This window comes from Arthrobacter sp. Bi26, from assembly GCF_918697925.1.
Taxonomy (GTDB): Bacteria; Actinomycetota; Actinomycetes; order Actinomycetales; family Micrococcaceae; genus Arthrobacter.
Genome location: NZ_CAKKMF010000037.1, coordinates 17,828 through 43,594, shown reverse-complemented (window position 1 = coordinate 43,594; position 25,767 = coordinate 17,828). Strand labels below are relative to the sequence as shown.

Here is a 25,767-nt window from a genome sequence, read left to right as displayed (position 1 = left end):
ACATCGCACCGTGCGGCGTTGCTGTCCTGGTCTTCATGCCGGTCATCCTACGTTGGGCGGAATCACAACACACGGAGGCGATCGTTGAGAACCCGCGTGCTGCATGAAAGAGTCACTTCATGACCAATCCCCTCCTGAGCCCCAGCACACTGCCCTACGGCCTGCCGCCGTTCTCGGACATCGAAGACGCGCACTTCGCCGAGGCCGTTGAGGCAGGCCTGGCCGAGCACCTTACCGAAATCCAGGCCATCGTGTCCGACCCGGCGGCCCCGTCCTTCGAGAACACCGCCTTGGCCATGGAACGCTCCGGCCGGCTTCTGGAACGGGCGGCCGCCTCGTTCTTCACCCTGGTTTCCGCGGACGCCTCGGACGCCATCCGCGACCTCGAGACCCGTCTCTCCCCGCTCTTCTCCGCCCATCAGGACGCCGTCTACCTCAACCGTGGGCTCTACGAACGCTTCGCGGCGCTGGACACTGACGTCCTGGACGGGGAGTCCGCCCGGCTGGTAGAGGAATACCTTAAGGAGTTCCGGGCCTCCGGCATCCAGCTTGACGACGCCGGCCAGGAGCGCCTCAAGGACGTCAACGCCGAGCTTGCCCGGCTCGGCACCGAGTTCGGGCAGCGCGTCAAGGAAGGCATGAAGTCCGCCGCCCTGCTGCTGGACGACGCCGCCGACCTCATCGGCCTGCCCGCCGACGACATTGCCAGCGCCGCCGAGGCCGCCAGGACCGCCGGGCACGAGGGCAAGTTCCTGCTGACCCTGATCCAGCCAAGCAACCAACCCGCCATGGCCGCCCTGGCTAACCGGGAGGTCCGCCGGCGGCTCTACGAGGCCTCGATCGGCCGCGGCAGCGGCGGCGGCAGCTTCGATGTGCTCGATCTGGTCAAGGACATGGTCCGGCTCCGCGCCGAGAAGGCGGGCCTGCTGGGGTTCGCGAACTTTGCCGAGCTGAGTGTGGACCGGCAGACGGCACCGGACTTCCAGGCCGTTCAGGACATGATGAGCCGGCTGGCCCCCGCCGCCATCCGCAACGCCGACGCCGAGGCCGACGCGCTTGCCGAGGCCTCCGGTCACCCCCTCGAGGCCTGGGACTGGGCGTATTACTCGGCCAAGGTCAAGCGTGAGCGGTATGCCGTGGACGAGCAGGCCCTGCGGCCCTACTTCGAGCTGGACCGGGTTTTGAACGACGGTGTGTTCTTCGCGGCGAACGCCCTGTACGGTGTCACCTTCCATGAACGCGCCGACCTCGCCGGCTACCACCCGGACGTGCGCGTCTGGGAAGTGAAGAATTCCGACGGCACGGACCTGGGCCTGTTCCTGGGCGACTACTACACGCGCGAAACGAAGCGCGGGGGTGCGTGGATGAATTCCCTCGTGGAGCAGTCCGGGCTGCTGAACACCCGTCCTGTGGTGATCAACAACCTCAACATCTCCAAGCCGCCGGCCGGCGAGCCCACCCTGCTGACGCTGGATGAACTCCGCACCACCTTCCACGAGTTCGGCCATGCCCTGCACGGCTTGTTTTCCGCCGTCACGTATCCCCGGTTCTCCGGTACCAACGTGCCGCGGGACTTCGTGGAATACCCGTCGCAGGTCAACGAAATGTGGATCATGTGGCCCGAGGTCCTGGCCAACTACGCCCGGCACCACGCGACCGGCGAGGCCCTGCCGCAGGAAACCGTGGACAAGCTCAACGCCGCGCAACTCTGGGGCGAAGGCTTCGCCACCACGGAATACCTCGGCGCGGCCCTGCTGGACCTGGCGTGGCACGTCCTGGACGGCTCCGATGTCCCGGAGGACGTCGTCGAGTTCGAAGCGAAGGCACTGGCCGCGGCGGGCATCGCCCACAGCCTGATCCCGCCGCGCTACCGGACAGGCTACTTCCAGCACATCTTCGCCGGCGGCTGGTACGCCGCCGGCTACTACTCCTACATCTGGAGCGAAGTCCTGGACGCCGACACCGTGGAATGGTTCAAGGAAAACGGCGGACTCAGCCGCGCCAACGGCAATTTCTTCCGGGACGAACTGCTTTCCCGCGGCAACAGCCGGGACCCGCTGGAGTCATTCCGCGCTTTCCGCGGCCGGGACGCGGATCTTGGGCCACTGCTGAAACGCCGCGGCCTCGACTAATCCTTCATCGATTGCTCCGTAGGCGCCCTTTAAGAGCCTGATAAGGGCAGTTACGGAGCAATCGACGGGGAAACGACGACGGCGGCGAGTCACCAGGAAAGGTGACTCGCCGCCTGTCGTTCAATCAGGAGCGCAAGGCGAAGGGCGGTGTGATCCGGCAGCGTGCGTAAAAGGGGCCCCGCGCCCCGAGCAGCTGCTCAGCTGCCAACAGGGCGCGGGGAATAGCACGCAGAGGATCAGCGCCGTCCGGCGCCCCCAAAGGCGCGAACTACCAGCCGCGCTCGGCGAGGCGGTGCGGCTGCGGGATCTCGTCGACGTTGATGCCGACCATGGCCTCGCCCAGGCCACGGGAGGCCTTGGCGATCTCGTCCGGGTCATCGAAGAAGGTGGTGGCCTTCACGACGGCGGCGGCACGCTGGGCCGGGTTGCCAGACTTGAAGATGCCGGAGCCGACGAACACGCCGTCGGCGCCGAGCTGCATCATCATCGCGGCGTCGGCCGGGGTGGCGATGCCGCCGGCGGTGAACAGCACCACCGGGAGCTTGCCGGTCGCGGCAACTTCCTTGACCAGTTCGTACGGTGCCTGCAGCTCCTTTGCCGCGACGTAGAGCTCGTCCTCGGCCATGCCGGCGAGCTTCTTGATCTCGGCGCGGATCTGGCGCATGTGCGTGGTGGCGTTGGAGACGTCCCCGGTGCCGGCCTCACCCTTGGACCGGATCATCGCCGCGCCCTCGTTGATGCGGCGCAGCGCCTCACCGAGGTTGGTGGCACCGCAGACGAACGGAACGGTGAAGTTCCACTTGTCGATGTGGTTGGTGTAGTCGGCCGGGGTCAGGACCTCGGACTCGTCAATGTAGTCCACGCCGAGGGACTGCAGGACCTGCGCCTCGACGAAGTGCCCGATCCGGGCCTTGGCCATGACCGGCACGGACACAGCCGCGATGATCTTGTCGATCATGTCGGGATCGGACATGCGGGACACGCCGCCCTGGGCGCGGATATCGGCCGGAACGCGTTCCAGCGCCATCACGGCCACGGCACCGGCGTCTTCGGCGATGCGGGCCTGCTCGGCGTTGACGACGTCCATGATGACGCCGCCCTTGAGCATCTCAGCCATGCCGCGCTTGACGCGGCTGCTGCCCGTGACGTTCTTCGCGGACGCGCCGGCTTCGCTGCTTACATCAGGTGTAGACACAAAAACCCCTATGGGTAGATAGATGACCTCGCCGGGGCGCGGACGGCACGTAAATGCCGTGTCTCGCACACACCGGATTACCGGATCCATTGGCCGGTAAAGCTAATACTATCCCCCGGCCGGGGCCCGGCAGAATTCGAGTCACAGCACTCGAATCACGCGCCGGGCCGGGGATTCGGCCAGTCCGCCGGGGCGCCGTGGGGCGTCGTCAGGCGGACCGTTCCGTCGCGGTACCTTCGGGTTCCTCCAGCGACTGGCGGTGGACTGTCACGATCCGCTGGATCACCGTCACCAGGCTCGCCGCCGCGAGGAGGCACAGCGTCACGAACAGCACGACGACGGGCAGGCCCAGGCCCGTGAGTCCCGTGACCACCAGCACGGACACAAGGCGCTCCGCGCGTTCGGCGATGCCGACGTTGGCGTGAAAACCCAGGGCTTCCGCCTTGGCGCGCGCGTAAGAGACCACCATGCCGAGCACAAGGCAGACGATGGCGGCAATGGCGATCGGCGGGTTGGCACCGCCGGTGAAGAACCAGACGGCGAGGCCTGCGAAGAGGGCGCCGTCGGCCACGCGGTCCAGGGTGGAGTCCAGGAAGTTGCCCCACCGGCCACCGCGATGCTGCATCCGGGCCATGATGCCGTCAATGACGTCGGAGAAGATGAACGCCGTGATGAACACGGTCCCCCACAAGAGCTGCCCGAGCGGGTAGAACACGAGGGCGCCGATCACCACTCCGAGCGTGCCGACCACCGTCACGGCGTCCGGAGACACGCCGATCCGCAGCAGCCAGCGGGCGACAGGGGAAAACAGGGCGGTGAAGAAACCCCGGGCGTGCCTGTTAAGCATCCTTCTCCCCAGCTGTTTCCTGCTGCGCTGGCATTTCCTGCTGAATTGGCATTTCCTGCGGCCACGCGTCGGCCACCTGCTGGCGAACCTCCCCGAGGGTCTGCGTGATCGCCTTCGTCTGGGCAATGATGGGGAAAAAATTTCCGTCCCCGCCCCAGCGCGGCACCACGTGCTGGTGCAGGTGGCCGGCGATGCCCGCCCCGCCGGTGACGCCCTGGTTCATGCCCAGATTGAAACCGGAGGGGTTGGCGACTTTGCGGAGCACCCGCATGGCCGTCTGGGTCAGCTCGGCGAATTCCGCCGTTTCCTCGGCCGTGAGATCCGTGTAGTCGGGGATGTGCCGGTAGGGGCAGACCAGCAGGTGGCCCGGGTTGTACGGGAAGAGGTTCAGCACCACATAGCTGGTCCTTCCCCGGTACACGATCAGGGAGTCCTCGTCGCCCCGCTCGGGTGCGACGCAGAACGGACAGTCGTCCGGGTTCTTGAACTGCTGCTGGCCGCCCTTGATGTACGCCATCCGGTGCGGGGTCCACAGGCGCTGGAAAGCGTCCGGGACCCCGGCGAGGCCGAAGTCGTCCGTCACGGCGTGGTCGCCCGGATACTCCGGCCCGGCCCCTGTGGTTTCCTGCACGCGCTGCCTTCCGTCTGCCTAGCTGGTCCGGTTTCGGACAGCGTCGACGATCCGCTGGACGGCCTCGGCCACGGGCACGCCGTTGTCCTGGCTGCCGTCACGGAAGCGGAAGGACACGGCTCCCGCGTCAGCGTCGTCTCCGCCGGCGATCAGCACGAACGGGATCTTGTCCTTGCTGGCGGTGCGGATCTTCTTCGGGAAACGGTCCGAGGAGATGTCCACCTCGGCGCGGATGCCGGCCGCCTTGAGCTGGTCCACGACGTCGAACATGTAGTCGTTGAAAGCCTCCGCCACCGGGATGCCCACCACCTGCACGGGCGCCAGCCAGGCGGGGAAGGCACCGGCGTAGTGTTCGGTCAGAACGCCCATGAAGCGCTCCACTGAGCCGAACAAGGCGCGGTGGATCATCACGGGCCGCTGCCGGGTGCCGTCCGCGGCCTGGAACTCGAGCTCGAAGCGTTCAGGCAGGTTGAAGTCCAGCTGGATGGTGGACATCTGCCAGGTGCGGCCGAGCGCGTCCTTGGTCTGGACGGAAATCTTGGGGCCGTAGAACGCGGCTCCGCCCGGATCCGGGATGAGCTCAAGCCCGGAGGCTTCGGCCACCTCGGCGAGGGTGCGGGTGGCTTCCTCCCATGTGGCGTCGTCGCCCACGAACTTGTCTTCGTTCTTGGTGGAGAGCTCAAGGTAGAAGTCGTCCAGGCCGTAGTCCTTGAGCAGGCCGAGGACGAAGTTCAGCGTGGTGGTCAGCTCGTCCTTCATCTGCTCGCGGGTGCAGTAGATGTGGGCGTCGTCCTGGGTCATGCCCCGGACCCGGGTCAGACCGTGCACCACGCCGGACTTCTCGTAGCGGTAGACCGAGCCGAACTCGAAGAGCCGCAGCGGAAGTTCGCGGTAGGAGCGTCCGCGGGACCGGAAGATCAGGTTGTGCATGGGGCAGTTCATCGGCTTGAGGTAGTAGTCCTGGCCGGGTTTGCGCACCGTGCCGTCCTCGTTCAGCTCCGCGTCGATGTGCATCGCCGGGAACATGCCCTCCTTGTACCAGTCCAGGTGGCCTGAGACCTCGTAGAGGTGGCCCTTGGTGATGTGCGGGGTGTAGACGAAATCGTAGCCCGCATCCACATGGCGCTGGCGGGAGTAGTCCTCCATGGCCTTACGGATGATGCCGCCCTTGGGGTGGAAGACCGGCAGGCCTGAGCCGAGCTCGTCCGGGAAGGAGAACAGGTCCAGCTCCGCGCCGAGTTTGCGATGGTCGCGGCGCTCGGCCTCGGCAATGCGCTCCTGGTAGGCCTTGAGGGCGTCCTTGGTGGGCCAGGCGGTGCCGTAGATGCGCTGCAGCTGCTGGTTGTTCTGGTCGCCCAGCCAGTAGGCGGCCGAGGACCGGGTCAGGGCGAAGGCGTTGGAGATCAGCTTGGTGTTCGGCAGGTGCGGGCCGCGGCACAGATCGCACCAGATGCTGTCCCCGCTCTTGCGGTCCACGTTGTCGTAGATGGTGATGTCGCCGGCGCCGACCTCCACGTTGACGCCCTCGCCGGCCTCGGCGGCGTCATTCTTCTTGCCCAGCAGTTCGAGCTTGTAGGGCTCGTCCTTCATCGCCTCGCGGGCCTCGTCCTCGGACACCACGCGGCGCACGAACTTCTGGTTCTGGTTGATGATCTTCTGCATCATCTTTTCGAGCTGGCGGAGGTCTTCCGGGGTGAACGGTTCCGCGACGTCGAAGTCGAAGTAGAAGCCGTCCGTGATGTAGGGGCCGATGCCGAGCTTCGCGTCCGGGCGCAGCTGCTGCACGGCCTGGGCCATGACGTGGGCGGTGGAGTGGCGCAGGACGTTGAGCCCGTCCGGGGAATCAATGGTGACGGCCTCGACGGCGGCGTCCTCGGGAAGGGGCTGGTCCAGGTCCTTCAACTCGCCGTTAACGCGGGCCACAACGACGTCGCGGCGCTCAAAGAAGAGTTCCGCGCCGGTGGTCCCGGTAGTCACCTTGGTCTCTTCGCCGTCGACGAGAAGGGTGATCTGCTGGGCATCTGACACGGGTGTCTCCTATTCAAAGTTAAGGCTTCGTAGCTTGTGGCGTACGGGGACCACAGCCAGCCTCGTCCATGCTATCGGTTTCTCCAGAGGCCAACCAACGCGCCGGCGCAGTCACCCTAGAGCAGCCGCAGCCCGGCCGCAGCCGCGCCTCAGCCCCGCGGCGGCCGCACCGATGGGCGGTCAGCCCCCCAGCCCGGTGATGGCGAGGTTCCTGCCGATCCCGTCCAGGGGGCCGGACAGGTAAGGCTCGTGCTGGCCGGTGGCGCCGGCAACGGATTCCGGGAACGGCAGGGACTCCGGGCGGCTGAGGTCCCAGGCCATGCTGGCGCTGATGCTGATCCCCCGCGGCCCGGTCCGGCGGGTGGTGCCGCGGATCAGCAGCAGGCGGGTGCCGAACAGCAAGGATCCGGACTGCTCCTGCGCTTCGTGGAAGAAGACCGAATCCACGCAGCCCGTGCCGTCGTCGATGCTGATGAACACCACCCGCCGGCCACCCCGCATGGGCGGGGTCTGGGTGGCCACACGGACCCCGGCAACCAGCACCTCAGTGCCGTTGCGCAGTCCCAGCAGCTTGTCCGCTGTTATGACGCCGAGCCGGTCCAGCAGCGGGCGGTGGCTGGTCATGAGGTGCTCGCTGACGTCCACGGCCATCAGGTCCAGTTCCGCCCGGACGTTGTCCACCATGCTGGGCGCGGGCAGCACAGCCAACAGGTTCCTCAGTTCCACATCCCCCAGCGGCAACGCCAGCTGGCCCTCAATGACCTCCACGCCCTTCCGCAGGGGGCGGGCCTGGAGCTTCTGCAGGTGCTGGACCAGGTCCGCCCGGTTGGCGGCTCCCCCGGACGCCCGGTGCAGCGAATCGAAGGCGCCAAGCTGGGCCAGGCGCTGGATGCTGGGCCTGCTCAGCCGCGACCGGGCGCGCAGGTCCGCCAGCGAGTCGTAGGGCTGGCCGGCCACTATCCGTTTCAGCTCGGCGCCGGAGAGCCCGAAGATGCCGTTCAGGCTCAGCCGGATGCCCAGCCTGCCCCGGTCCGGCCCGGATTCCACCCGCTCCACCCGGTACTCTGCCTGGCTCCGGTTGATGTCGAGGGGAAGGATGGGGATCCCCAGCCGGCGGGCCTCGGCCACGAGCAGGCGTTTGGGGTACATGCCGGGGTCGTGTTCCCAGAGCCCGGCAAGGAAGGCCTCCGGGTGGTGCGCCTTGAGCCAGGCCGACTGGTAGGTGGGCACGGCGAAGGCGGCTCCGTGGGCCTTGCAGAACCCGAAGCTGCCAAAGGCCTTCAGCGTGCCCCAGACCTTGTCCACCACCTCGGGACTGTAGTTCCGGGTCCGCGCCTCCTTCCGGAAGAACTCCTCCACCCTGGCTTCCAGCACCTCATTGCCCAGCGCCCGGCGGAACTCGTCGGCGCGCGCCAGCCCGCACCCGGTCATGACGTCGAAGGTCTTGAGGATTTGTTCGTGGAAAACCGTGACCCCGTGGGTCTCCTTGAGGACCGGTTTGAGGTCGGGATGCGGATAGACCTCGGGGGCGAACCCGTGCCGGTGCTCCAGGAAGGGCCGGACCATGTCAGATTTCATCGGGCCGGGGCGGAACAGCGAGATGTCAATGATGAGATCGTTGAATTCCCGGGGGGCCATTTTCCCGATCAGTTCGCGCTGGCCCGGGGATTCGATCTGGAAGCAGCCCAGGGTGTGGGTGCTGCGGATCAGTTCAAAGGTTGGCTCGTCATCGAGCGGGACCGCGTTGAGGTCGATGCGCCCGTCCTCGGCGATGTAATCCGGACCCGTCCCGTCCGGGCCGGCCGGATGCGCGCCGGCGGCCACCACCTCGGCCTTGGTCGGGTGCAGCCGGATCACCTCCCGGACCGCAAAGGCCATGGCGCTCTGCATCCGGACACCCAGGACGTCGAGTTTGAGCATGCCCATGGGGTCCATGTCGTGCTTGTCGAACTGGCTCATGGGCAGGCCCAGGCCGCTGGGCTGGACGGGGGTGCGGTCCAGCAGGGTGGCATCGCCGAGGATCACGCCGCACGGATGCATGGAGATGTGGCGTGGCAGCCGGTCCAGCCGCTCCGTGAGGTCCACCAGCAGGTCCAGCTGCTGGTTTTCGGTGAAACCGCGCTGCTCCACCCGGTCCGCGAATTCCTTCAGCTCGGGTTTCTCCACGAGGGCTTCGCGGAAGTGCCGGGCCGAGAACCGCCACAGCTGCTTGGCGATTTCCCCGACCTCGCCGTCGTCCATGCCCAGGGCCAGGCCGGCATCGCGCACGGCACCGCGAGCGCGGTAGCCATTCTGCATGCTCATCAGCGTGACGCGTTCGGCGCCGAAACGCTCAAAGATCTTCCGGTAGACGTTGTGCCGTTCGGCGCTCTCGACGTCGATGTCGATGTCGGGCAGCGTGGCGCGGTCGCGGGAGAGGAAGCGCTCAAAGATGAGGTCGTGCTGGAGTGGGTTCACCTGGCTGATGTCGATCAGGTAGTTGACCAGGCTGGAGGCGCCCGAACCGCGCGCGGCCGCCCTCACGCCCAGGGCAAGGATCATCCGGGAGACCTCTGCGACGGTCAGGAAGTAGGAGGCGAAGCCCAGCGAGTCGATGATCCGGAGCTCGTGCCCCAGCCGGGTCCGCATTTGCTGTTCCCGCTGCCCGGAGATTCCAGGGAAGCGGCGGCCGATGCCGGCCTCGCAGCGCAGGGTCAGTTCGGCGAGCGCGTCGCCGTCGATCCCGATCACGGATGCTTCCGGGACCACGGGCTGTTTCCAGCCCATGTCAGCCACAGGATCCATGCGGCAGCGGTCCGCGAGCGCCTCGGTCTGGGCCAGGAGCCGTTTGAGGTCCGCCGTGCCGTAGCCGGCGGCGTGGATGATCTCCTTGCCCAGCTGCAGCATCTGGGCCGCCGATTTGAGCCAGCCCTGCCCGTTGGGCTGCAGCAGCGGGGCGGCGGAGAGTTCGGGGAGGGATTTAAGCGTCCGGGCCGAGTCCAGCACATCGGCGGTGGCCGCGCCGTCCTCTGCCACATAACGCACGGCGTTGCTCAGCACGGCCGGCACCCCGTGCTCTGCGGCGAGCTTGAGCATGCGCACCGCATGAGCGGTGCTCAGCGGTTCCCCTGGCGGGCTGAGCTGGGACACAACCTCGGCGGCCAGGGTCCCTGGGGGCATGGCGTCCAGCCAGCGTTTGAACAGGGTGCGGGGCCGCAGGTAGCGCCGGCCGCCCATCGCCCGGCCGACGTCGGAGTCCGGGCCGATCAGCACTGTCAGGACCGGCTGGAGGGTTTCCGGGTGCAGGGTGCGGGAGGCCAGTTCCGCCCGGGTGACGGCCACCGGCACCGCTCCCTGCGCCTTCCCCGTAGTGCGGGCATGGGCGTCGGAGATCAGCCGGCACAACGCCCGGTAGCCGGCGCCGTTGTTGTGGCCGTGCGCCAGCACAACGACGCGTCCCCCGACCTGCGTGCGGAGGTCACCGTCGTCGTCAAAGACCGCAAGGTCCACCCCGACGATCGCATCGAGCCCGGCTGCCATGCACGCCTTCAGGTGCTTGATGGTGCCGTACAGCCCGTCGCGGTCCGTGCAGGCCAGCGCGGTGGCGCCGTCGGCTGCGGCCGCGCCGGCCAGTTCATCCGGCCAGGAGACGCCATAGTGGGCGCTGAAGGCGGTGGAGACATGCAAATGGGTGAAGTTCATGCTGTTTCGGGCTTCCGGAGGGGCTGCAGGGCGTCGTGGATCCTCAGGAGCCGCCACCGGCCGCTGCTGATATGCCGGGTCAGGTCAAGGGTGAGGGTGGAGGCCGCGGCGTGGTCCCCGGCGGCACGCACCTGGACCCGCCAGATCTCGTGATCCACCAGGCCCGGGCCGCTCCCGAGCGGCGCCCGGCTTTCCTCCGCCCACCATTGGCGGCGTTCATACCAGCGGACGGGTTCCGCGCAGACCGTGTAGCGCCGGCCGGCCCAGTCGAGGCGCAGGGGCTGGCCCGAGGGCGTGCAGAGAACATCCACAGACTCGCTGAACATGCCCACGTTGCCTCCCGACCCAGTCCGGGCTGGAGCCGGCCCAGTCCCCGCTTAGATTCCGTCTTCTAGATGCCGCCTTCTAGATGCCGCCTTCTAGCGTTTCTGATTTATTCGAACATATCTTCGAATAAATTCAGTCTACGTCGGAAAGGCGACAAAACCCAGATCGGGGGTGGACGGACGATGGCACAGGTAGCAGGATTGAGCCATGAGCTCCCATATCGCACTCCTGAAGCACGTAAAGGTCGCCGCCAAGAATTCAACCTTGGTGGCGACCTTCGATATAGACGGAAATATCCCGGGGCAAGGCGCCTACGTTGTGGGCCTGCTCGCGGCCGAGCCGGACTATTCCCATCAACGCAGACTGGGAATTGAGTTCATGAACGGCGAGGCGGTCTCCTTCTACTTCTTCAACCATGACGGCACGGAAGAGAACTTCGACCTCACAGGCGTGGAACACTCAGGGAACACCATCACCGGAAACTTCCCCATCGCGACGGTGCTGGGCCTGCCCAAGGGCCACCTCATGACCGCCTTCAGCGATTGTGACGGCCGGGAATACCAGGCCAACGTGCCTGTCGAAGAGTCCCTCTAAGCACGTTCCAACAAGCCCTTGCTATGAAGTGGACTTGTACACTTCCAGCTCGAGGGTGATGAAGGCGTCGATCATCGCCCGGTAGGTCTTCTCGACGAGTTCGACGTCGATGTCCTTCTGTTCCGCCGTGGCGCGGACGTGTTCGATGACCCGCTCCACGCGCCCGGGCGCACGGACCTCCGCGCTGTCCGCCTTGAGGGTCCCGGCGATCCGGATCAGCCGTTCGCGGCGCCCGATCAAGGACACGATCTGCTCGTCCACCTCGTCAACAGCCACGCGCACGGCGGCGAGCTGTTCCCGGTCGGCCTGGGCGGTCTTGTCGTCTGCGTGATTTGTGGGCATGTGCATGACAGTATCGAAAGATGCAGCCACGAGTCGACTTAATTTCGCTGGGTGTCCGCAGTGTTGACGCCTCACGCCGCTTCTACGTCGATGGCCTGGGATGGCCGGTCCACCGGGAAGTCCCCGGCGAGGTGCTCTTCATCCAGGTCAACCACGGACTGATCCTCTCGCTCTGGGACGCGGGCCAAATGCAGTCCGAAGCGGCCACGGATCCCCCTGCCGGCGTTGCGTGCATCACCCTCAGCCACAACCTGGCCAGCACGGCGGAAGTCGACTGGGTGATGGCCGAAGCCGAGTCCGCGGGAGCCCTCATCGTCGCGGCACCGAAGACCCAGCCCTGGGGCGGCTACACCGGCTACTTTGCCGATCCCGACGGCTACCGCTGGGAGATCGCCTTCAACCCCGGCTGGGCGGTCGACGGCGGCGGCACAGTGACGCTCTGACTATTGGTACCGGACCTGAGGGCGCCGCCGCTAGAACAGGCCCCCCACCGGCTGGATGAGTTCCGGTGAGTCATTCTTGACGTTACCGACAGCGGTGCCGACGGCGTCGATCGTCCAGCCTTCCGCGACGTCGTGCGCCCCGGCCCGGACCAGGTCCACGAGTCCGGCGGCGTCATCGGCCTGCGGGTCCAGCCACGTCTGCATGGTCTCGCGGTTCATGGGCAGCGGAACCCTGTCGTGCAGCGCGGTCAGCTCGGCCAGCATCCCCCCGGCGTAGCCCTCCGGCGGGGAGTCGGTGGTCATGATCGAGGTCGAGAGCATCCAGCGCTCCGGGTCGCCCTCTGCCTTGGACGGGTCCCTCCACCATTCATATAGACCCGCGAAGACAATGGGGTGCCCGTCCTTGGGATGGACGTAGTAGGGCTGCTTGCTGCGGCCCTCGCCCTTCCACTCGTAGTAGCCGTCCGCGGGCACGGCACAGCGACGGGCGCGGGTCGCTTTCCGGAAGGCGGGCTTCTCCAGCACCGTCTCGCTGCGGGCATTGATCATCTTGGACCCGATTCCCGGATCCTTGGCCCAGGAGGGCACCAGACCCCAGCGCGCAATGTGCAGTTGGCGGACCGGCTCTCCGTCCACCAGCCGTTCGAGCAGGATCGGCACATCCGCCGTCGGGGCCACGTTCCACGACGGCGGAATCGCGATCTCGTCCTCCAGCCCGGCGTCGAATTCGGCCAGCAGGTCTCCGACGGCCCGGGCCATCACGTAGCGTCCACACATGGCACCAGCATGCCACCGCGCCCATTCCATGTCATCCGCACCCTGGCTCCGCCCTGTGCCTGCGGGAATAGCGGGCTGCGGGGTACGGTTGTTGGCAGTGACGTATGACTTCAGTGGGCGCCCGGCCGTACTCGCCGGCCCCAACCACAAGCTTGAGGAGAACTTCGTGGACTTCACCCCCGAATCCGGCACCATCACCATGTTTTCGACCACGTGGTGCGGCTACTGCAACCGGCTGAAGAAGCAGCTGGACGCGCAGGGCATCGGGTACACCGAGATCAACATCGAGGAAGTCGAAGGCACCGCCGATCTCGTCGAGCAGCTCAATGGAGGCAACCGCACCGTCCCCACGGTGCTGTTCCCGGACGGCACCGCCGCCACGAACCCCTCCGCAGCAGAGGTCAAGAGCCGGCTCGCGGCCTAGTCCCTTCCTGTATCCAAGGACAACACCAACCCACGACGGCGCGGCCTCCAAAGGGCCGCGCCGCCGCCCGTTGTGCCAGTAAGTTGTGCGAGAAATCCGCGTTCAGAGCAGAGGAGCTTGTTTCATGGTCCATAAAGTCAAGGCCGCAGTAGTCCGTTCCAAGAATGCCGACGTCACCCTGGAGACGATCCTGGTGCCGGACCCCGGCCCCGGCGAGGCCCTCGTGGACATCCTGACCTGCGGCGTCTGCCACACCGATCTGCACTACAAACAGGGCGCGATCAACGACGACTTCCCGTTCCTGCTCGGCCACGAGGCCACCGGCGTTGTCAGTGCCGTGGGACCGGACGTCACCGAGGTCGCCCCCGGTGACCGCGTGGTGCTGAACTGGCGGGCCGTCTGCGGCGAGTGCCGTGCCTGCAGGCGAGGTCAGCCGCAGTACTGCTTCAACACCCACAACGCCACCCAGAAGATGACCCTGGAGGACGGCACGGAGCTGACGGCCGCGCTGGGCATCGGCGCCTTCGCCGAAAAGACCCTCGTGGCCGCCGGCCAGTGCACCAAGGTGGACCCCGACGCCGATCCCGCCGCCGTCGGCCTGCTCGGCTGCGGCGTCATGGCAGGCATCGGCGCGGCGATCAACACCGGAAACGTCCAGCGCGGCGATTCAGTCGCCGTGATCGGCTGCGGCGGAGTGGGCGTGGCAGCCGTCGCCGGCGCAGCGCTCGCCGGCGCCACCACCGTGATCGCCGTCGACATCGACGCCAAGAAGCTCCAGCGCGCCACGGAGCTCGGCGCAACCCACACGGTGGATTCGTCCGCCGTCGACCCCGTGGAGGCAATCCGCGAACTGACCGGCGGATTCGGCGCCGATGTGGTGATCGACGCCGTCGGCCGCCCGGAAACGTACAAGCAGGCCTTCTACGCCCGGGACCTCGCCGGCACGGTGGTCCTGGTGGGCGTGCCGAGCCCCGAGATGACGCTGGAACTCCCGCTGCTGGACGTCTTCGGCCGCGGCGGCTCGCTGAAGTCCTCCTGGTACGGCGACTGCCTTCCCTCGCGCGACTTCCCCACGCTCATCAGCCTCTACCGGCAGGGCAAGCTGGACCTCGACGCCTTCGTGACGGAACGGATCACGATCGAGCAGATCGAGGAAGCCTTCACGAAGATGCACGCCGGCGCGGTGCTGCGCTCGGTGGTGGAGCTGTGAGCGTCCGGATCGACCGGCTGGTCACCTCCGGGACGTTTTCGCTCGACGGCGGCACGTGGGAGGTTGACAACAACGTCTGGATCCTCGGGGATGACGCCGAATGCGTCATCATCGACCCGGCCCACGATCCCGCCGCCGTCGCCGCCGCTGTGGCGGGAAGGAAGGTCACGGCGATCCTGCTCACGCACGGCCACGACGACCACATCCGCGCCGTGGGCGAGGTCCGCGCGCTCGTGAACGCCCCCGTGTACCTGAACCGGGATGACTGGATGCTGTGGGAGCGGGTGTTCCCCGGCACCGAGCCGGACCACGCCATTGCCGACGGCGACACCTTCGACGTCGCAGGGGCGAGGCTGGTGGCGCTTCACACCCCCGGGCATTCGCCGGGGTCCGTGTGTTTCCTCCTCGAAAGCGAAGGCATTGAGTTGGAAGGCGCAGAGCTTGAAAACACGGTGTTCAGCGGGGACACGCTGTTCAAGGGCGGCCCGGGAGCAACCGGACGATCCTTCAGTGACTTCCCTACCATCATCGATTCCATCCGGAACCGGCTCCTGCCGCTCCCGGCGGACACGATGGTCCGGACCGGGCACGGGGATCCGACGACGATCGGCGCCGAAGCTCCGCACCTTGAGGAATGGATCGCGCGGGGGCACTGACCGCGATCCCGGTCCGCCTGTGTCGGATTCGTGGGGACCAGGACCGCACGGGCGGGTCCGGGTCCCCCGAAACGCGGCCGCCTGGTACTAGGATGTGGGGCCATGAGACCAAACCCCAGCATGGATCCGGCAACCTTCACCGCAGACATGCGGACCCAGTTCGATGCCTTCCTCGATGAGCACCGTGCGGATCTTCAGGCCTGCCTCGACGGGCTCTCAGAGCCGGAGGCCCGGGCATCGCTGGTACCGTCAAGGACCACTCTCCTGGGGCTTCTCAAGCACGCCACCTTCGTCGAAAAGGTCTGGTTTGACGAGGCCATCACGGGCAGGACGCGGCAGGAAATCGGCATTCCGGCCACGCCCGATGAATCGTTCACCCTCGAGGAGGACGACACCATCGCGGGCCTCCGGGCCGCCTACGTCCAGGCCTGCGAGGACTCACGCCGCCGGGCCGCTTCCCTCGACCTTGACGACATAGTCAGCGGCAACCGCCGCGGTCCGCTGCCGCTGCGGTGGGTCTACCTGCACATGCTCAGGGAACTGGCCCAGCATTGCGGCCACGCGGACATTCTGCGCGAGCAGATCCTCGCTGCCCGTTCCTGACGGCCCCGGCCGCTCGGGCGTCCCCTACAAATCGAAGCGTGAACGAATGTCCGTGGTGCCGGCAATTGCAGCAACGATCGATGCCGCGACTTCGCGCAGCTTGGTGTTGCGGGCGTTGGAGGCTTCGCGGAGCAATGTGAACGCCTCATCCGGGGGGCACCGGTTCTGGGCCATGACCACGCCGATTGCCATGTCGATGACCGTACGCGACTTCATGGCGGATGCGAGGTCGTCGCGGGCTTCCTGGAGGCGGCCGATCCGCAGGCTCAGACGCAGGGGCCGGCAGAACTGCCGGGCAACGTTTTCCGCGGTGAGGATTTGCCCGTCCGTAAATCCGGAACGGTGAGTGGCGTAGAAGCTCAGGGCAGCCCGGCATTCGCCGTCCAGATCGATGGGGACCGCCAGGACGGCAACATAGCCCCGCTCCGCAGCTGCTTGACCGAATTCCGGCCACCGGCCCTCTCGGGTCACGTCCCTGACATATACGGTGTGTGCTCCGCTCATCGCGGAGATGCCGGGGCCCTCGCCGGCCGCGGCCTGAAGCTCTTCAAGTTCAAATGCCCTCTGGCTGCCGGCACCGGTCGCGGCGGGTTTCTTAGGCCTCGCCACAGTTACGGCGCCGATGACTTCGCGCTCTGCGTGGGATAGCCCAATGGCCGCGTGCTGGGCCAGTTCGCCCAAAAATTCTTCCAGATCCTCGCTTGAGAGCACGAGGTCCTGAAGCTGCTCCGCGGTCCTGCCAACAAAACTCTGCCCTGCAAGTTCCACTCCGGCTCCTTCCGGCCGCACGCCCCCAAATGATCGTACAATGCGGGCACCGAGGGAGGACGGGTCTTATTGCCCGGCTTCATCGGCCGCTTCATCGGCCGCCGAGGCCGGGCACCACGCCCGTTACGTGGTGGCGACCTGCCCGCCCGTCCACGCCGTCAGGCGCCGGCCGAGCAAGTGCAATGCATTGCACTGTGAGTGCGTTTAGCGCGGATGCGGCCACCCCCGATTTGTTTTCACAGGGCCGCATCCGCGCTGGACTAGGGGAGGCCAGGATCAGGCTTTTGGTCCTGTTTGCCGGACCGCCTGCCCGCGTGCCGGCGGCGTGACCGCGCGCCGATCAGGGCCAGACGCCACTCGCGGCGCCGGCCGCGCCCGCGCAGTTCCGCGTTGATGATCCGCAGGAGCTCGGAGGCGGCGTCTTGGTCTTCCGGCTCCTGGCTACTCGCCAGCGCCTGCCGGAGTTGCAGGAGGTCGCCAGTCGGCACCTGCGGCCAGTGCCGGAACGTGTAAAAGATCCTGCTGCCGGGGCGCCTCTGTGACCCTGTGCCGATCATGCGACACCGCCCCTACCAGGCTCCGGTGAGGCGGCGGCGCTGCGGACGGTCAGATAGCCGAGGGGCTTCAGGGCGACCGCCAGAGAGTCCGCGCCGGCTGTGATGGTGACATCGAGTCTGGTCGGCATAAGACATTAACTCCCCGCAACGAAGTGAGCAGCCTCTGCCTGACCAAATTCAGAATAGCAATTGCATTTGCCGCACAAAAGGAAAAGAGAGTAACAATTCACATGCGACTTTTCCGTCGACGCAGGCCTGTGGTTCCCCATCTTGAGTACCCGAACGCTTTGCACTCATGCACGGCGGATCGCGTCCGAAGTGGGGCCGACAGCGTTACTTGGTGGACGGAGAGTACTCCGGGTAGTAGCGCTGGATCTCATGGATGGTCTTGCCGGCCTTCACCATTCGCTCAACGGTCATCATGCTCCGGACTTCCTGGTCTGAGCGCTACGACTGCAATTCCAGATTTCATTCCCTTATTCATGGTCCCCCCAATAGCCAGAATATCTTTGTGAGCGTACCGCACGGGGAGCCGGGTCTCGCGGGTGACGGCGATTTCCTGCGCGGGAATGGAGTTCCAGCAGATTCGGTCCCAGCCCCTGGCCGCCAATAAACGAGGCCATATTTCCGCTGTGGGGATTGTGGCACCGTTCTGGAACTCTGTAGGCGCCAGTGCGGTCTTGCTCGAATGCGCGGGCATGGGAAACAATATTCCCGCCCCACGTGGCCCGGTCGAAAGGGTTTCTTCAATGACAGCGCGAAATACCTCCTCAGTCGGTGCGCCGTGTTGGGTCGACACTTTGCAGCCAGATCCGCGGGCGGCCCGAGACTTTTACGGTCCGCTCTTCGGCTGGAGTTTCGACGACCCAACACCGATGCCGTCCGGTTTCGATGGCGACTACTACACCGCGCGCCTGGGCGGGCGGCTGGTGGCCGGCATCGGACAGGCACCGCCGCAATCGCCTCCGGGGTGGATCACCCACGTGCGTGTCGACGACATCGGGGAAGCCCTGGCTCGTGCCGAGCAGGCGGGAGGCAAGCCCTTGGGACAGTTTGGGGCCGGCTCCGGTAACCGCATTGCTATGCTCGCCGACGCCACCGGCGTTCCGTTCTGCCTGCGGCAGGCCGGCGAGAACGACGGCGCCGAACGGGCCAATGAGCCCAATACCTGGGCCATGAGCTCGCTGCACACCACAGATATCGGTCGGGCCCAGGCGTTCTACGGCGAAATGTTCGACTGGGTACTGGAATCAGTGCCGGACGCTCCCTTCTCGCTGTGGCTGCGCTCGGGTCAAGTCGTGGCGGTCGTGACGGCCACGGACGGCGTCGCGGTCCCGCCGCATTGGAGCGTCAATTTCGCTGTCCGCGACGCGGACGCCATCGCCGAGCACGCCGTAGCACTGGGTGGCGGCATTTTGATGGCACCCATGGACACACCGGGATTCCGCAGCGCCGTGATCAGGGACCCCCAGGGCGGCACCATCGCGGTCAGTGCACCCGCAGGCTGACGCTTCCTGGAGAGCAGCGCCAACCGATTGCGGCGCTGGTAGGGTCAGCCCATGGATGAAAATTTGGGGAAGTTCATCGACAATTTCGCGCGGCTGGTGGAGCTTGCGCAGTCCGGGCAGCACCGGATTCAGCGGGGAACCCAGCTGCTGACCACGCTCACCGAGCATTTGGCGGTCCAGGCAGAATCAGTGGCTGTGGTGGTTGAGGAGATTCCGCCGCACCGGTTCGTGGACGCAGACATCCTCATGGAAGAGCTCGCTGCAGAGGACCCGGAGTTCCGGCTCGTGGGGATCGGCGGCGGAGACCAAAGGCACCATAATTCGCTGAGCGACATGTTGCAGCAGTCCCAGATATTTCCTCAATACCCCCTGTCCCAGCCGGACTACGCAAACCTCGCTGTCGGTCCGGACGAACAGCGGCAGGCCGTGGCCCTGGGACTGTGGCTCTTCAGCTACGGAGGCAGCCCGATCGCGGTGCTGCAGCGGGACGCCAACCCCCGGTATGGCCGTCAGTCAGCTTCCCTTGAAGTTTTGGCCGACGCTACAGATCAGGCCGCACGCTTCCTCTCGGAGTTCCGCCGGCGGATGCAACACCGCAGCGTGCTCAAGGGGCAGGTCATTTCGTTGGTGATGGGCGAGTATGGTCCTAGCGCCGCCGGGGTGACCTTTCACGCCCGGCCGGCCCTTGCCGCCTCCGATGTCATCCTGCCCGGTGGCCTGCTGGAGAAAGTCTCCGACCACACCTTAGGTATCGCGGAGCACCGGGACTCTCTGAACAAGTACGGCCAGCACCTCAAGCGCGGCGTCCTGCTCTATGGCAGGCCTGGGACCGGCAAGACCCACACGGTGCGGTATTTGTTGAGCCGGAGCGACGGTGTCACAGCAATCCTTCTCTCGGGAGGATCGCTCGCCAGGATCTCAGAAGCCGCCACCATGGCCAGGGCGCTGCAGCCCTCCATCGTCGTTCTTGAGGACTGCGATCTGATCGCCGAGGACCGCAGCTTCGGGCACGGACCCCAACCGCTGCTATTCGAGGTGCTGGACGCCATGGACGGTTTAGCCAGCGACGCCGACGTCGCGTTCATCCTCACCACCAACCGCGTGGACATGCTCGAACGCGCCCTGGCACAGCGTCCCGGGCGTGTGGACCTGGCCGTCGAAATTCCCCTCCCTGCCCAGGCGGAGCGGGTCTCGCTGATCAAACTGTATGCCCGCGGCATTCCCTTCAGCCCGAACGCGATTGAAGATGCCGCAGCCCGCACCGAAGGCACCACCGCCTCGTTCGCACGCGAACTCGTCCGCCGGGCGGTCGTTGCCGGCGCCTTGGAAGACATGCCGGTCGCGGACAACCATCTGGGGAAGGCTGTGGATGACCTGATGGCCGACGGCGCCGCCCTCACCCGAAGCCTCCTCGGCAGCGGCGCCGAGGGCGACACCGAGGGCAATGGAGGACCGTTCCCCGGGCCGCCGGCAACCTTTCATTCCGGGCGCTAGGAAAGTGCCTGGATCTGGAGACGAATCGTCCGGTCAGCTAAGGATGGAGATCTTCAGCGCGCGGGCCGTCAGCGCCGCCAGCGGTACGGAGTGGTTGTTGACACCCGGTGCAAGCCATAGCGTTCCAGAATCGGTCGCGAATATTCTGTTGAGTCGCTGTGGATGAGTTTCTTACCGAGCGTTAGCGCGGCTCGAGCCCGGGCCGCGGTGAGCGCCCGGTAGATACCCCGGCCGCGCCATTCTGCCCGCGTTGCCCCGCCCCAGATGCCCGCGAATTCCGTGTCCGGTACCGGCTCGAGGCGGCCCGCACTGACAATCGCCCCACCATGTTCGGCGACCCACAGTTCCATACCGTCGTCCAGAGCCACGCGACGCAGGATTGCATCGGCATTGCCGTCGGAGACGTTAGTGCCGAAAACCTCGTCCTGCATTGCGCTCATGGCGCGAATGTCCCGTTCTTCGGTCACCCGCCGCAGGCTGATGCCGGGCGGCAGCTGCACGTCCACATTCAACGCTCTGGCCGGCCCGATCATGATCGACTCGGTCTCATCGGGCTCAAAACCGTTCTCCAGCAGTGCGACATGGAGTCCGGGTGCATGATCGTGGCCACGGGTCTTCCACTCAACCCGCACGATTGCCGGATCGCTGCGGTAAAACGCGAGCGCCTCGGCCACCCAATGCGCGATCGTCCGGGCACTGGCCCCATCGAGGTCCTGATAAGTCACGAAGCCTCGGCCGCCTGCGAAGGTCACCAGGCGTAACGGGCCCAGCCGCTCAACGGCGATGGCACTGGGTGTCTCGGCATCCGTTCGCAGTTGCTGGTCGTACGCCGTAAGAAGTTCTTCAGAAAGAGTCATCGGCCTCCACGGTACATTGTCCTGATTCGGACCTGGAGACGGCACCTCAGGAGCCTCGGCGTCGACCTTCAGTAGCCGTAGCGTTCAACCACGATCTGCGTCGTGTAACTGTCGGACGCCGGGCCATAGTCGTCAATGGTGATCCGTACGTCCCAGCCGTCGATCCTCCCGACGCCCCGGCACATCAGGCCTCCTGCGTTAATTCTTCGTTCCCTGAGGCACGGTTTGTACTCGTCGGGAGTCAGTCCAACCTGATCGATGTATCGCTCCAGATCACCGGCGCGGTACGGCCTGTGCGTGTCCCACCTGTATGCATAGATTGCGCATGGTCCGTCAATTGGGATGCAAAACGCCCCACCCAGGGGTGCTTGTGTCCCTCCGATGGGTTCCCACCCGGGGGAAGTCTGAAGCCGATCCGCGATTGCCTTCATCTGTCTAATGTTGGCTTCATTCTGAAAATGGACATTCGTGAAAAAGCCGGCAACGCCTACGACGATTGCCGCTACGACCGCCAGAGCGATCTCTCCTCGACGCCCCATATCCTGCCCAGCCCCCTCAGTAAACCCGACGCTACCTGCCGCGTTCCTGCTGCCCCGGTGGTCAGGCCGGCAATTGAACGCCAGTATAGGACCAAGCCGGTGTGTCCTCCGCGGAGGCGGTCCCTTAGCGGGTGATGGCGAGGGGCTTCACAGGCACCACACACGACACCCGCACGAAGGGCACGTCTCGTGCTCCCGCCACGCGGTTGTTCCTGCCGGTGTCATCGCACCAGTCAATGTTGTAAGGCACTGCGGTTACGGCGGCATCCCCCACGGCGGTCCGGGCGGGTACGACAAACGTGTAACTGAACCCACCGGCGTCGTTCATGGCGGAGGTGGTGTTGACGACTTCGGCCCCTGTTGCGTCGGTGACGCTCACCTGGATTCGTGCGTTCTTGCCGTAGCGGGGATTGCAGTCGGCGTCCGGCGCTGCCACCGTCACGCTTTGCCCCGGTTTGGCTTCCGTCGGGGTCAGCGAATAGGCGGGCGGTAAACACGGCGGCGCCCCGCCCGTGGTGGACGAGCACCCCGAGGTCGCGGCAACCAGCACCAGTGCCCCAATCGTGGCACAGATCGCGGAGCGCCCTTCACGGTCCTTCAGGTGAAAAGCCATGCCGTCAGTGTCGCTGGTACACCGGCAAACCCCCACTGTTGTCCCGAATTCGTACCGCAATTGTTGCCGGAGTGTGCCATGACCCATTTGAGCCGCCGCCCGCATGGCAACAACTCCCCCACTGCCGGGTCGGGCCTATGATCGGGCCATGGGATCACCCGGAATTTCCCGACGCAGCCTGCTGGGGCTCGGCGCCGTGGCAGCGGCGTCGGTCGCGGGGTGCGCCGGCCCGGGCGCGTCCAGCCAGGAGCCGCCAGCCGCACCCATCGCCATGCGCAGCGGCAGCTTCACCTCACGGTTCCGGCCGCAGGAACCCACGGGCTGGTCACTGGCCGTACCCGGATCCACCGGCGGCGGACCCTCCGGCCCCTGGCCCGTTGCCCTGTTCCTGCACGGAACGGGCGCGGACCACCGCATGGTCTTCGACGAGTTGGACGCGGGCGGCGTCCTGGCCCGGCATGTGGCCCGGGGAGGGACGCCTTTCGCGATCGCTGCCATCGACGGAGGCGAATCGTGGTGGCATCGCCGGGAATCCGGAACAGACACGCAGGCCATGCTGGTGGAGGAATTCCTCCCCCTGCTGGCCGGCCGGGGCGCCGACACCGGCAGGCTCGCCGTGTTCGGCCTGTCGATGGGCGGCTTCGGCGCCCTGCTCCTGGCCTCCCAGCACCGCGTCCCCGGGCTCCGCGCCGTCGCCGCGATGAGCCCCGCCGTCTGGAGCCTGTACGACGCCGGCCGGTCCGACAACTTCGACAGCGCCGCGGACTTTGCGGCCAACGACATCTTTGCCCTCCGGCCGGAGCTGGAGCCGCTGCCGAAACGGATCGACTGCGGCACGGCGGACAACCTGCTCTTCAGCGTCAAGGACTACGTGAAGGACCTTCCAGGTGAACACGAGGGAGGCTTCCAGGCTGGCGGCCACGACGGCGGCTACTGGCGCTCCATCCTCCCGGATGTCCTCGCGTTCCTGGGCAAGAACCTGACTTGACGCCGGCGGCGAGCGCGCGAAGAGCGCCCGGCAGCGCGTGCCCGCCGTCGGCTGACTGCGCCCATCACGCGCATACAGAGCGCCCAGTAGGCTACTCCCACGGCGAGTGAGACTGCTACGGCCAGCGCGGGGCTTATCCCGGCCAGCGGCGGATAGACCACCCAGTGGACCAGGTACGCGTAGAGGGAGGCGCTGGCCAGCACCACCGTGAGGCGGCGGAGGCCCTTGGGCACCGGGACGCTGGGCAGCCAGATGAGCAGCAGGATTCCGACGAGGAGCGTGCACTCCCGGCCCGGGTTCTCGAAGAACCCCGGAACGGTCAGTGCCGCAATGACCGAGACAATGCAACGCTGGGCTACGGTCCGGGACCGCGCAATGGCCCAACCCAACGCGAAGAGCCACAGTGCAGGAGCGGTGTGCGGCACTCCGGGGTTCACCAGCTCAAAGCGGGTCAAAAGCCCCGCGCCGGTCAGCGCCAGCGGAAAGAGCAAAGGGAAGCGCCGCTCGGCGCGGTCCGCCCACGGAATGGCCAGCAGCGCCGTCGCCCCCACAAGCAGGTAGACAAGAATTTCGATGAACCAGAAGTGCCACTGGGTGGTCACCGCCTCCGGCCCCAGGATGGCGTTGAGCAGCAGGATATTGGCGGGCGCGTAGTTGTCGGTGATCAGGTAGGCCACCGCGATGAACGCCATGCTCGGCACCACGATTCTTGCCACGCTGCCCAGCTGCCGCTTCAGCCGCGGCACCCGTTTCCCGGAGAGCTGGAAGCGGGCGAAGTTGTAGCCGGCCACGGCCATGAGTACGTGGGCGGCACCCTGCCAACTGAACAGGCCGACGTGTGTGCTTACGATCAGGACGATCCCCACGGCCCGCAGCACGATGCTCGTTTCGACCGGCGCAAAGAACCGTCGACGCTTCCGGACCGGTGCGGTACGCGGCCGCGGCTCCAAGTCCCTGACCGGAGTCACGTGCCAGTCCGGCGGGAGGTGGCCCAGGGCTTGTTCCAGGCGGACCGACGCGGCCACGTAGGACAGTGAGTCCCCGCCCAGGGAGACGAAGGTGTCGCCGTCGCCGATCTCGGCGCACTCCAGCGCGTCCTCGAAGATCTTCCGGACGCTGTCCGGCGCGCCGCTAACGCTCGCGGCCTCAGGTGCTGCCACGGCTTTAAGCCGGGACAGGGCCAGGACGGCCTGGTAGTCCAGTTTGCCCGTGGCCAGGCGCGGGAGATGTTCGACGGCGTGCACCTCGAGGGCCGCGCGCGGCAACCCCATCCCCTGTGCCAGGACCTTGCCCAGCAGGTGCGCGTCGTGGTCGCCTTCCACGGCGACGACGACGCCGTCGTCCGTTCCGGCACTGGCAGCCTGCACACCGAGGTCGGCCAGGAGCCGCTCCACCTGCCCCAGGTCAACGCGAAGTCCCACGATCTTGACGAACCGGCTGCGCCGCCCCACCACTTCGTAGACGCCCGCCGGGTGTAGCCGGGCGAGGTCGCCGGTGCGGAGCTCGGTAATGGCGCGGCCCGCGGCGAGATCCGCCGGGCTTTCGGCGTAGCCGAGCATGACGTTGGGACCGGTGTAGACGAGCTCGCCGTGTTCCAACCCCGGCACCGGGTCGATCCTGAACGAACCGCCCGGCACCGGAATGCCCACCGCGCCCGGGACCTCCGCCGCCAGTTCCGGAGGGAGGTACGCCATCCGGGCCGTCGCCTCGGTCTGGCCGTACATGACGAAGAAGTCCCAGCCGTTTCGGCGGCCCAGTTCCGCATATTTCCTCACCGATTCCGGCGCCATTCGGCCCCCGGCCTGGGTGACGTAGCCCAGGCTGGGCAGGTCCATGTCCTCGAACCCGATTCGCTCCAGCAGTTCAAAGGTGTACGGAACGGCCGCGAAGGACGTGGCCCCACGCTGTCGAAAGAGCTCCCAGAAGCACGGATCAACCACGGAAAAGTCGGTCAGGACCAGCCCGGCACCGCGGAGCAGGTGGCTGTTGATCACAGACAACCCGTAACAGTAGGACATGGGCAGTGTCGTCGCGGCACGGTCCTCCGGGCCGATTTTCAGGTACTCGGAAATCGACTCGGCGTTGGACTGCAGGTTTGCATGGGAGAGGCGGACGAGCTTAGGCGAGCCCGTGGATCCGGACGTGCTGAGCAGGAGTGCCAGGTCCGGGTGCAGTTCGTGCCGTGTACCGGCCCGGCGCTCGTCCAGCAGGAGTTGGCCGTTGCCGGCCCGGACGACGACGTCGGGGTCGTAGGCCGCAACGAGGGATTCCAGGGCGGCCGGTTTGTCTTCGGGCAACAGGATCAGGGGGTGGCCGCCTACGAGCGCCGCCAGGTAGGCAACCAGCGAATCGACGTCGTTGGCTGCCGAAAGCGCCACGAGGCGCCGCGTGGTGCCGAGGCGCAGGGCGAAGGCATCGACGCAATCCGCCAGCTCCCGGTACGTCATTGCCAGGGTGTCGGTCAGGATGGCAGGGCTGTCCCCGTAGCTCGCAAGATCGGCGGCAAAGGGCACCCGCATGAAATCAAGCTGCTGCGTGGTCACCCGGACGATG

The 25,767-nt window shown here is 66.5% G+C and carries 23 protein-coding genes; 10 read left to right on the top strand and 13 right to left on the bottom strand.

All coding sequences use genetic code 11. From position 1 onward, the window contains the following. The first annotated feature begins 119 nt into the window (after positions 1–119). Entirely contained in the window at positions 120–2,132 is a 2,013-nt protein-coding gene (locus LQV16_RS11740) for a M3 family metallopeptidase (RefSeq protein ID WP_229994064.1), read from the top strand. 268 nt (positions 2,133–2,400) lie between these two features. Here LQV16_RS11740 and pdxS read toward each other — a convergent pair whose 3' ends face one another. The 6 genes from pdxS to LQV16_RS11710 all read right to left on the bottom strand — a co-directional run bounded on the left by pdxS (position 2,401) and on the right by LQV16_RS11710 (position 10,846). After that, positions 2,401–3,327: a pyridoxal 5'-phosphate synthase lyase subunit PdxS gene (gene pdxS / locus LQV16_RS11735; protein ID WP_290369365.1), complete on the bottom strand. Its 927-nt coding sequence runs from the start codon at positions 3,325–3,327 to the stop codon at positions 2,401–2,403. Positions 3,328–3,535: 208 nt separating this feature from the next. Next, a complete protein-coding gene (gene pgsA / locus LQV16_RS11730) occupies positions 3,536–4,174 on the bottom strand; it encodes a phosphatidylinositol phosphate synthase (protein ID WP_229994063.1) in 639 nt (212 codons plus the stop codon). Further along, positions 4,167–4,805 carry an HIT domain-containing protein gene (locus tag LQV16_RS11725; RefSeq protein WP_229994062.1) on the bottom strand — a complete coding sequence of 213 codons (639 nt, stop codon included), beginning with the start codon at positions 4,803–4,805 and terminating at the stop codon, positions 4,167–4,169. The genes pgsA and LQV16_RS11725 overlap by 8 nt, the downstream gene beginning before the upstream one ends. A gap of 18 nt (positions 4,806–4,823) precedes the next feature. Next, positions 4,824–6,833 carry a threonine--tRNA ligase gene (gene thrS / locus LQV16_RS11720; RefSeq protein WP_229994061.1) on the bottom strand — a complete coding sequence of 670 codons (2,010 nt, stop codon included), beginning with the start codon at positions 6,831–6,833 and terminating at the stop codon, positions 4,824–4,826. 180 nt (positions 6,834–7,013) lie between these two features. Further along, positions 7,014–10,514 carry a DNA polymerase III subunit alpha gene (dnaE, locus tag LQV16_RS11715; RefSeq protein WP_229994060.1) on the bottom strand — a complete coding sequence of 1,167 codons (3,501 nt, stop codon included), beginning with the start codon at positions 10,512–10,514 and terminating at the stop codon, positions 7,014–7,016. Then, on the bottom strand, positions 10,511–10,846 hold the full coding sequence (locus tag LQV16_RS11710; RefSeq protein ID WP_229994059.1) for a DUF6504 family protein: 336 nt from the start codon (positions 10,844–10,846) through the stop codon (positions 10,511–10,513). The genes dnaE and LQV16_RS11710 overlap by 4 nt, the downstream gene beginning before the upstream one ends. 202 nt (positions 10,847–11,048) lie before the next feature. Here LQV16_RS11710 and LQV16_RS11705 point away from each other — a divergent pair, with 202 nt between their 5' ends. Next, positions 11,049–11,435, top strand: coding sequence for a hypothetical protein (locus LQV16_RS11705; RefSeq protein ID WP_229994058.1), 387 nt, complete (start codon positions 11,049–11,051; stop codon positions 11,433–11,435). 21 nt (positions 11,436–11,456) lie between these two features. On the opposite strand, the gene LQV16_RS11700 is transcribed toward LQV16_RS11705, so the two are convergent. Continuing rightward, entirely contained in the window at positions 11,457–11,783 is a 327-nt protein-coding gene (locus tag LQV16_RS11700) for a chorismate mutase (RefSeq protein WP_229994057.1), read from the bottom strand. Between the two features lie 14 nt (positions 11,784–11,797). Here LQV16_RS11700 and LQV16_RS11695 point away from each other — a divergent pair, with 14 nt between their 5' ends. Then, the gene (locus tag LQV16_RS11695) at positions 11,798–12,220 is read left to right on the top strand and encodes a VOC family protein (RefSeq protein ID WP_229994056.1); all 423 of its coding nucleotides are present in this window, start codon (positions 11,798–11,800) and stop codon (positions 12,218–12,220) included. 30 nt (positions 12,221–12,250) lie between these two features. Here LQV16_RS11695 and LQV16_RS11690 read toward each other — a convergent pair whose 3' ends face one another. Further along, positions 12,251–12,997, bottom strand: a complete 747-nt coding sequence (locus LQV16_RS11690; protein ID WP_290369364.1) for an SOS response-associated peptidase — start codon at positions 12,995–12,997, stop codon at positions 12,251–12,253. A 166-nt stretch (positions 12,998–13,163) separates the two neighbouring features. Here LQV16_RS11690 and LQV16_RS11685 point away from each other — a divergent pair, with 166 nt between their 5' ends. From LQV16_RS11685 to LQV16_RS11670, 4 genes are all read left to right on the top strand, one after another. After that, on the top strand, positions 13,164–13,421 hold the full coding sequence (locus LQV16_RS11685; protein WP_011692168.1) for a mycoredoxin: 258 nt from the start codon (positions 13,164–13,166) through the stop codon (positions 13,419–13,421). Positions 13,422–13,545: 124 nt separating this feature from the next. Continuing rightward, on the top strand, positions 13,546–14,631 hold the full coding sequence (locus LQV16_RS11680; RefSeq protein ID WP_229994055.1) for an S-(hydroxymethyl)mycothiol dehydrogenase: 1,086 nt from the start codon (positions 13,546–13,548) through the stop codon (positions 14,629–14,631). Continuing rightward, a complete protein-coding gene (locus LQV16_RS11675; RefSeq protein ID WP_229994054.1) occupies positions 14,628–15,287 on the top strand; it encodes an MBL fold metallo-hydrolase in 660 nt (219 codons plus the stop codon). Before LQV16_RS11680 ends, LQV16_RS11675 begins: the two co-directional genes overlap by 4 nt. Before the next feature lie 102 nt (positions 15,288–15,389). After that, complete coding sequence (locus LQV16_RS11670; protein WP_229994053.1) at positions 15,390–15,890, top strand: DinB family protein; 501 nt, start codon at positions 15,390–15,392, stop codon at positions 15,888–15,890. A 24-nt stretch (positions 15,891–15,914) separates the two neighbouring features. Here the strand turns inward: LQV16_RS11670 and LQV16_RS11665 are convergent, their stop codons facing one another. Together LQV16_RS11665 and LQV16_RS11660 are read right to left on the bottom strand one after the other, a co-directional pair. Further along, on the bottom strand, positions 15,915–16,658 hold the full coding sequence (locus tag LQV16_RS11665; RefSeq protein ID WP_229994052.1) for a GAF and ANTAR domain-containing protein: 744 nt from the start codon (positions 16,656–16,658) through the stop codon (positions 15,915–15,917). A gap of 260 nt (positions 16,659–16,918) precedes the next feature. Continuing rightward, a complete protein-coding gene (locus LQV16_RS11660; RefSeq protein ID WP_229994051.1) occupies positions 16,919–17,215 on the bottom strand; it encodes a hypothetical protein in 297 nt (98 codons plus the stop codon). 749 nt (positions 17,216–17,964) lie between these two features. Here LQV16_RS11660 and LQV16_RS11655 point away from each other — a divergent pair. Both LQV16_RS11655 and LQV16_RS11650 read left to right on the top strand, forming a co-directional pair. After that, on the top strand, positions 17,965–18,723 hold the full coding sequence (locus tag LQV16_RS11655) for a VOC family protein (protein WP_229994050.1): 759 nt from the start codon (positions 17,965–17,967) through the stop codon (positions 18,721–18,723). Positions 18,724–18,774: 51 nt separating this feature from the next. After that, positions 18,775–20,217 carry an ATP-binding protein gene (locus LQV16_RS11650; protein ID WP_229994049.1) on the top strand — a complete coding sequence of 481 codons (1,443 nt, stop codon included), beginning with the start codon at positions 18,775–18,777 and terminating at the stop codon, positions 20,215–20,217. 68 nt (positions 20,218–20,285) lie between these two features. Here LQV16_RS11650 and LQV16_RS11645 read toward each other — a convergent pair whose 3' ends face one another. Beyond that, positions 20,286–21,074, bottom strand: a complete 789-nt coding sequence (locus LQV16_RS11645) for a GNAT family N-acetyltransferase (protein ID WP_229994048.1) — start codon at positions 21,072–21,074, stop codon at positions 20,286–20,288. Positions 21,075–21,737: 663 nt separating this feature from the next. Beyond that, a complete protein-coding gene (locus LQV16_RS11640; RefSeq protein ID WP_229994047.1) occupies positions 21,738–22,226 on the bottom strand; it encodes a hypothetical protein in 489 nt (162 codons plus the stop codon). A gap of 148 nt (positions 22,227–22,374) precedes the next feature. On the opposite strand from LQV16_RS11640, the gene LQV16_RS11635 reads away from it, so the two are divergent. Then, a complete protein-coding gene (locus tag LQV16_RS11635; RefSeq protein ID WP_229994046.1) occupies positions 22,375–23,214 on the top strand; it encodes an alpha/beta hydrolase-fold protein in 840 nt (279 codons plus the stop codon). On the opposite strand, the gene LQV16_RS11630 is transcribed toward LQV16_RS11635, so the two are convergent. Next, positions 23,157–25,757, bottom strand: a complete 2,601-nt coding sequence (locus LQV16_RS11630) for an AMP-binding protein (protein ID WP_356815746.1) — start codon at positions 25,755–25,757, stop codon at positions 23,157–23,159. The two genes, LQV16_RS11635 and LQV16_RS11630, sit on opposite strands and share 58 nt — an antisense overlap. Between the last annotated feature and the right edge of the window lie 10 nt (positions 25,758–25,767).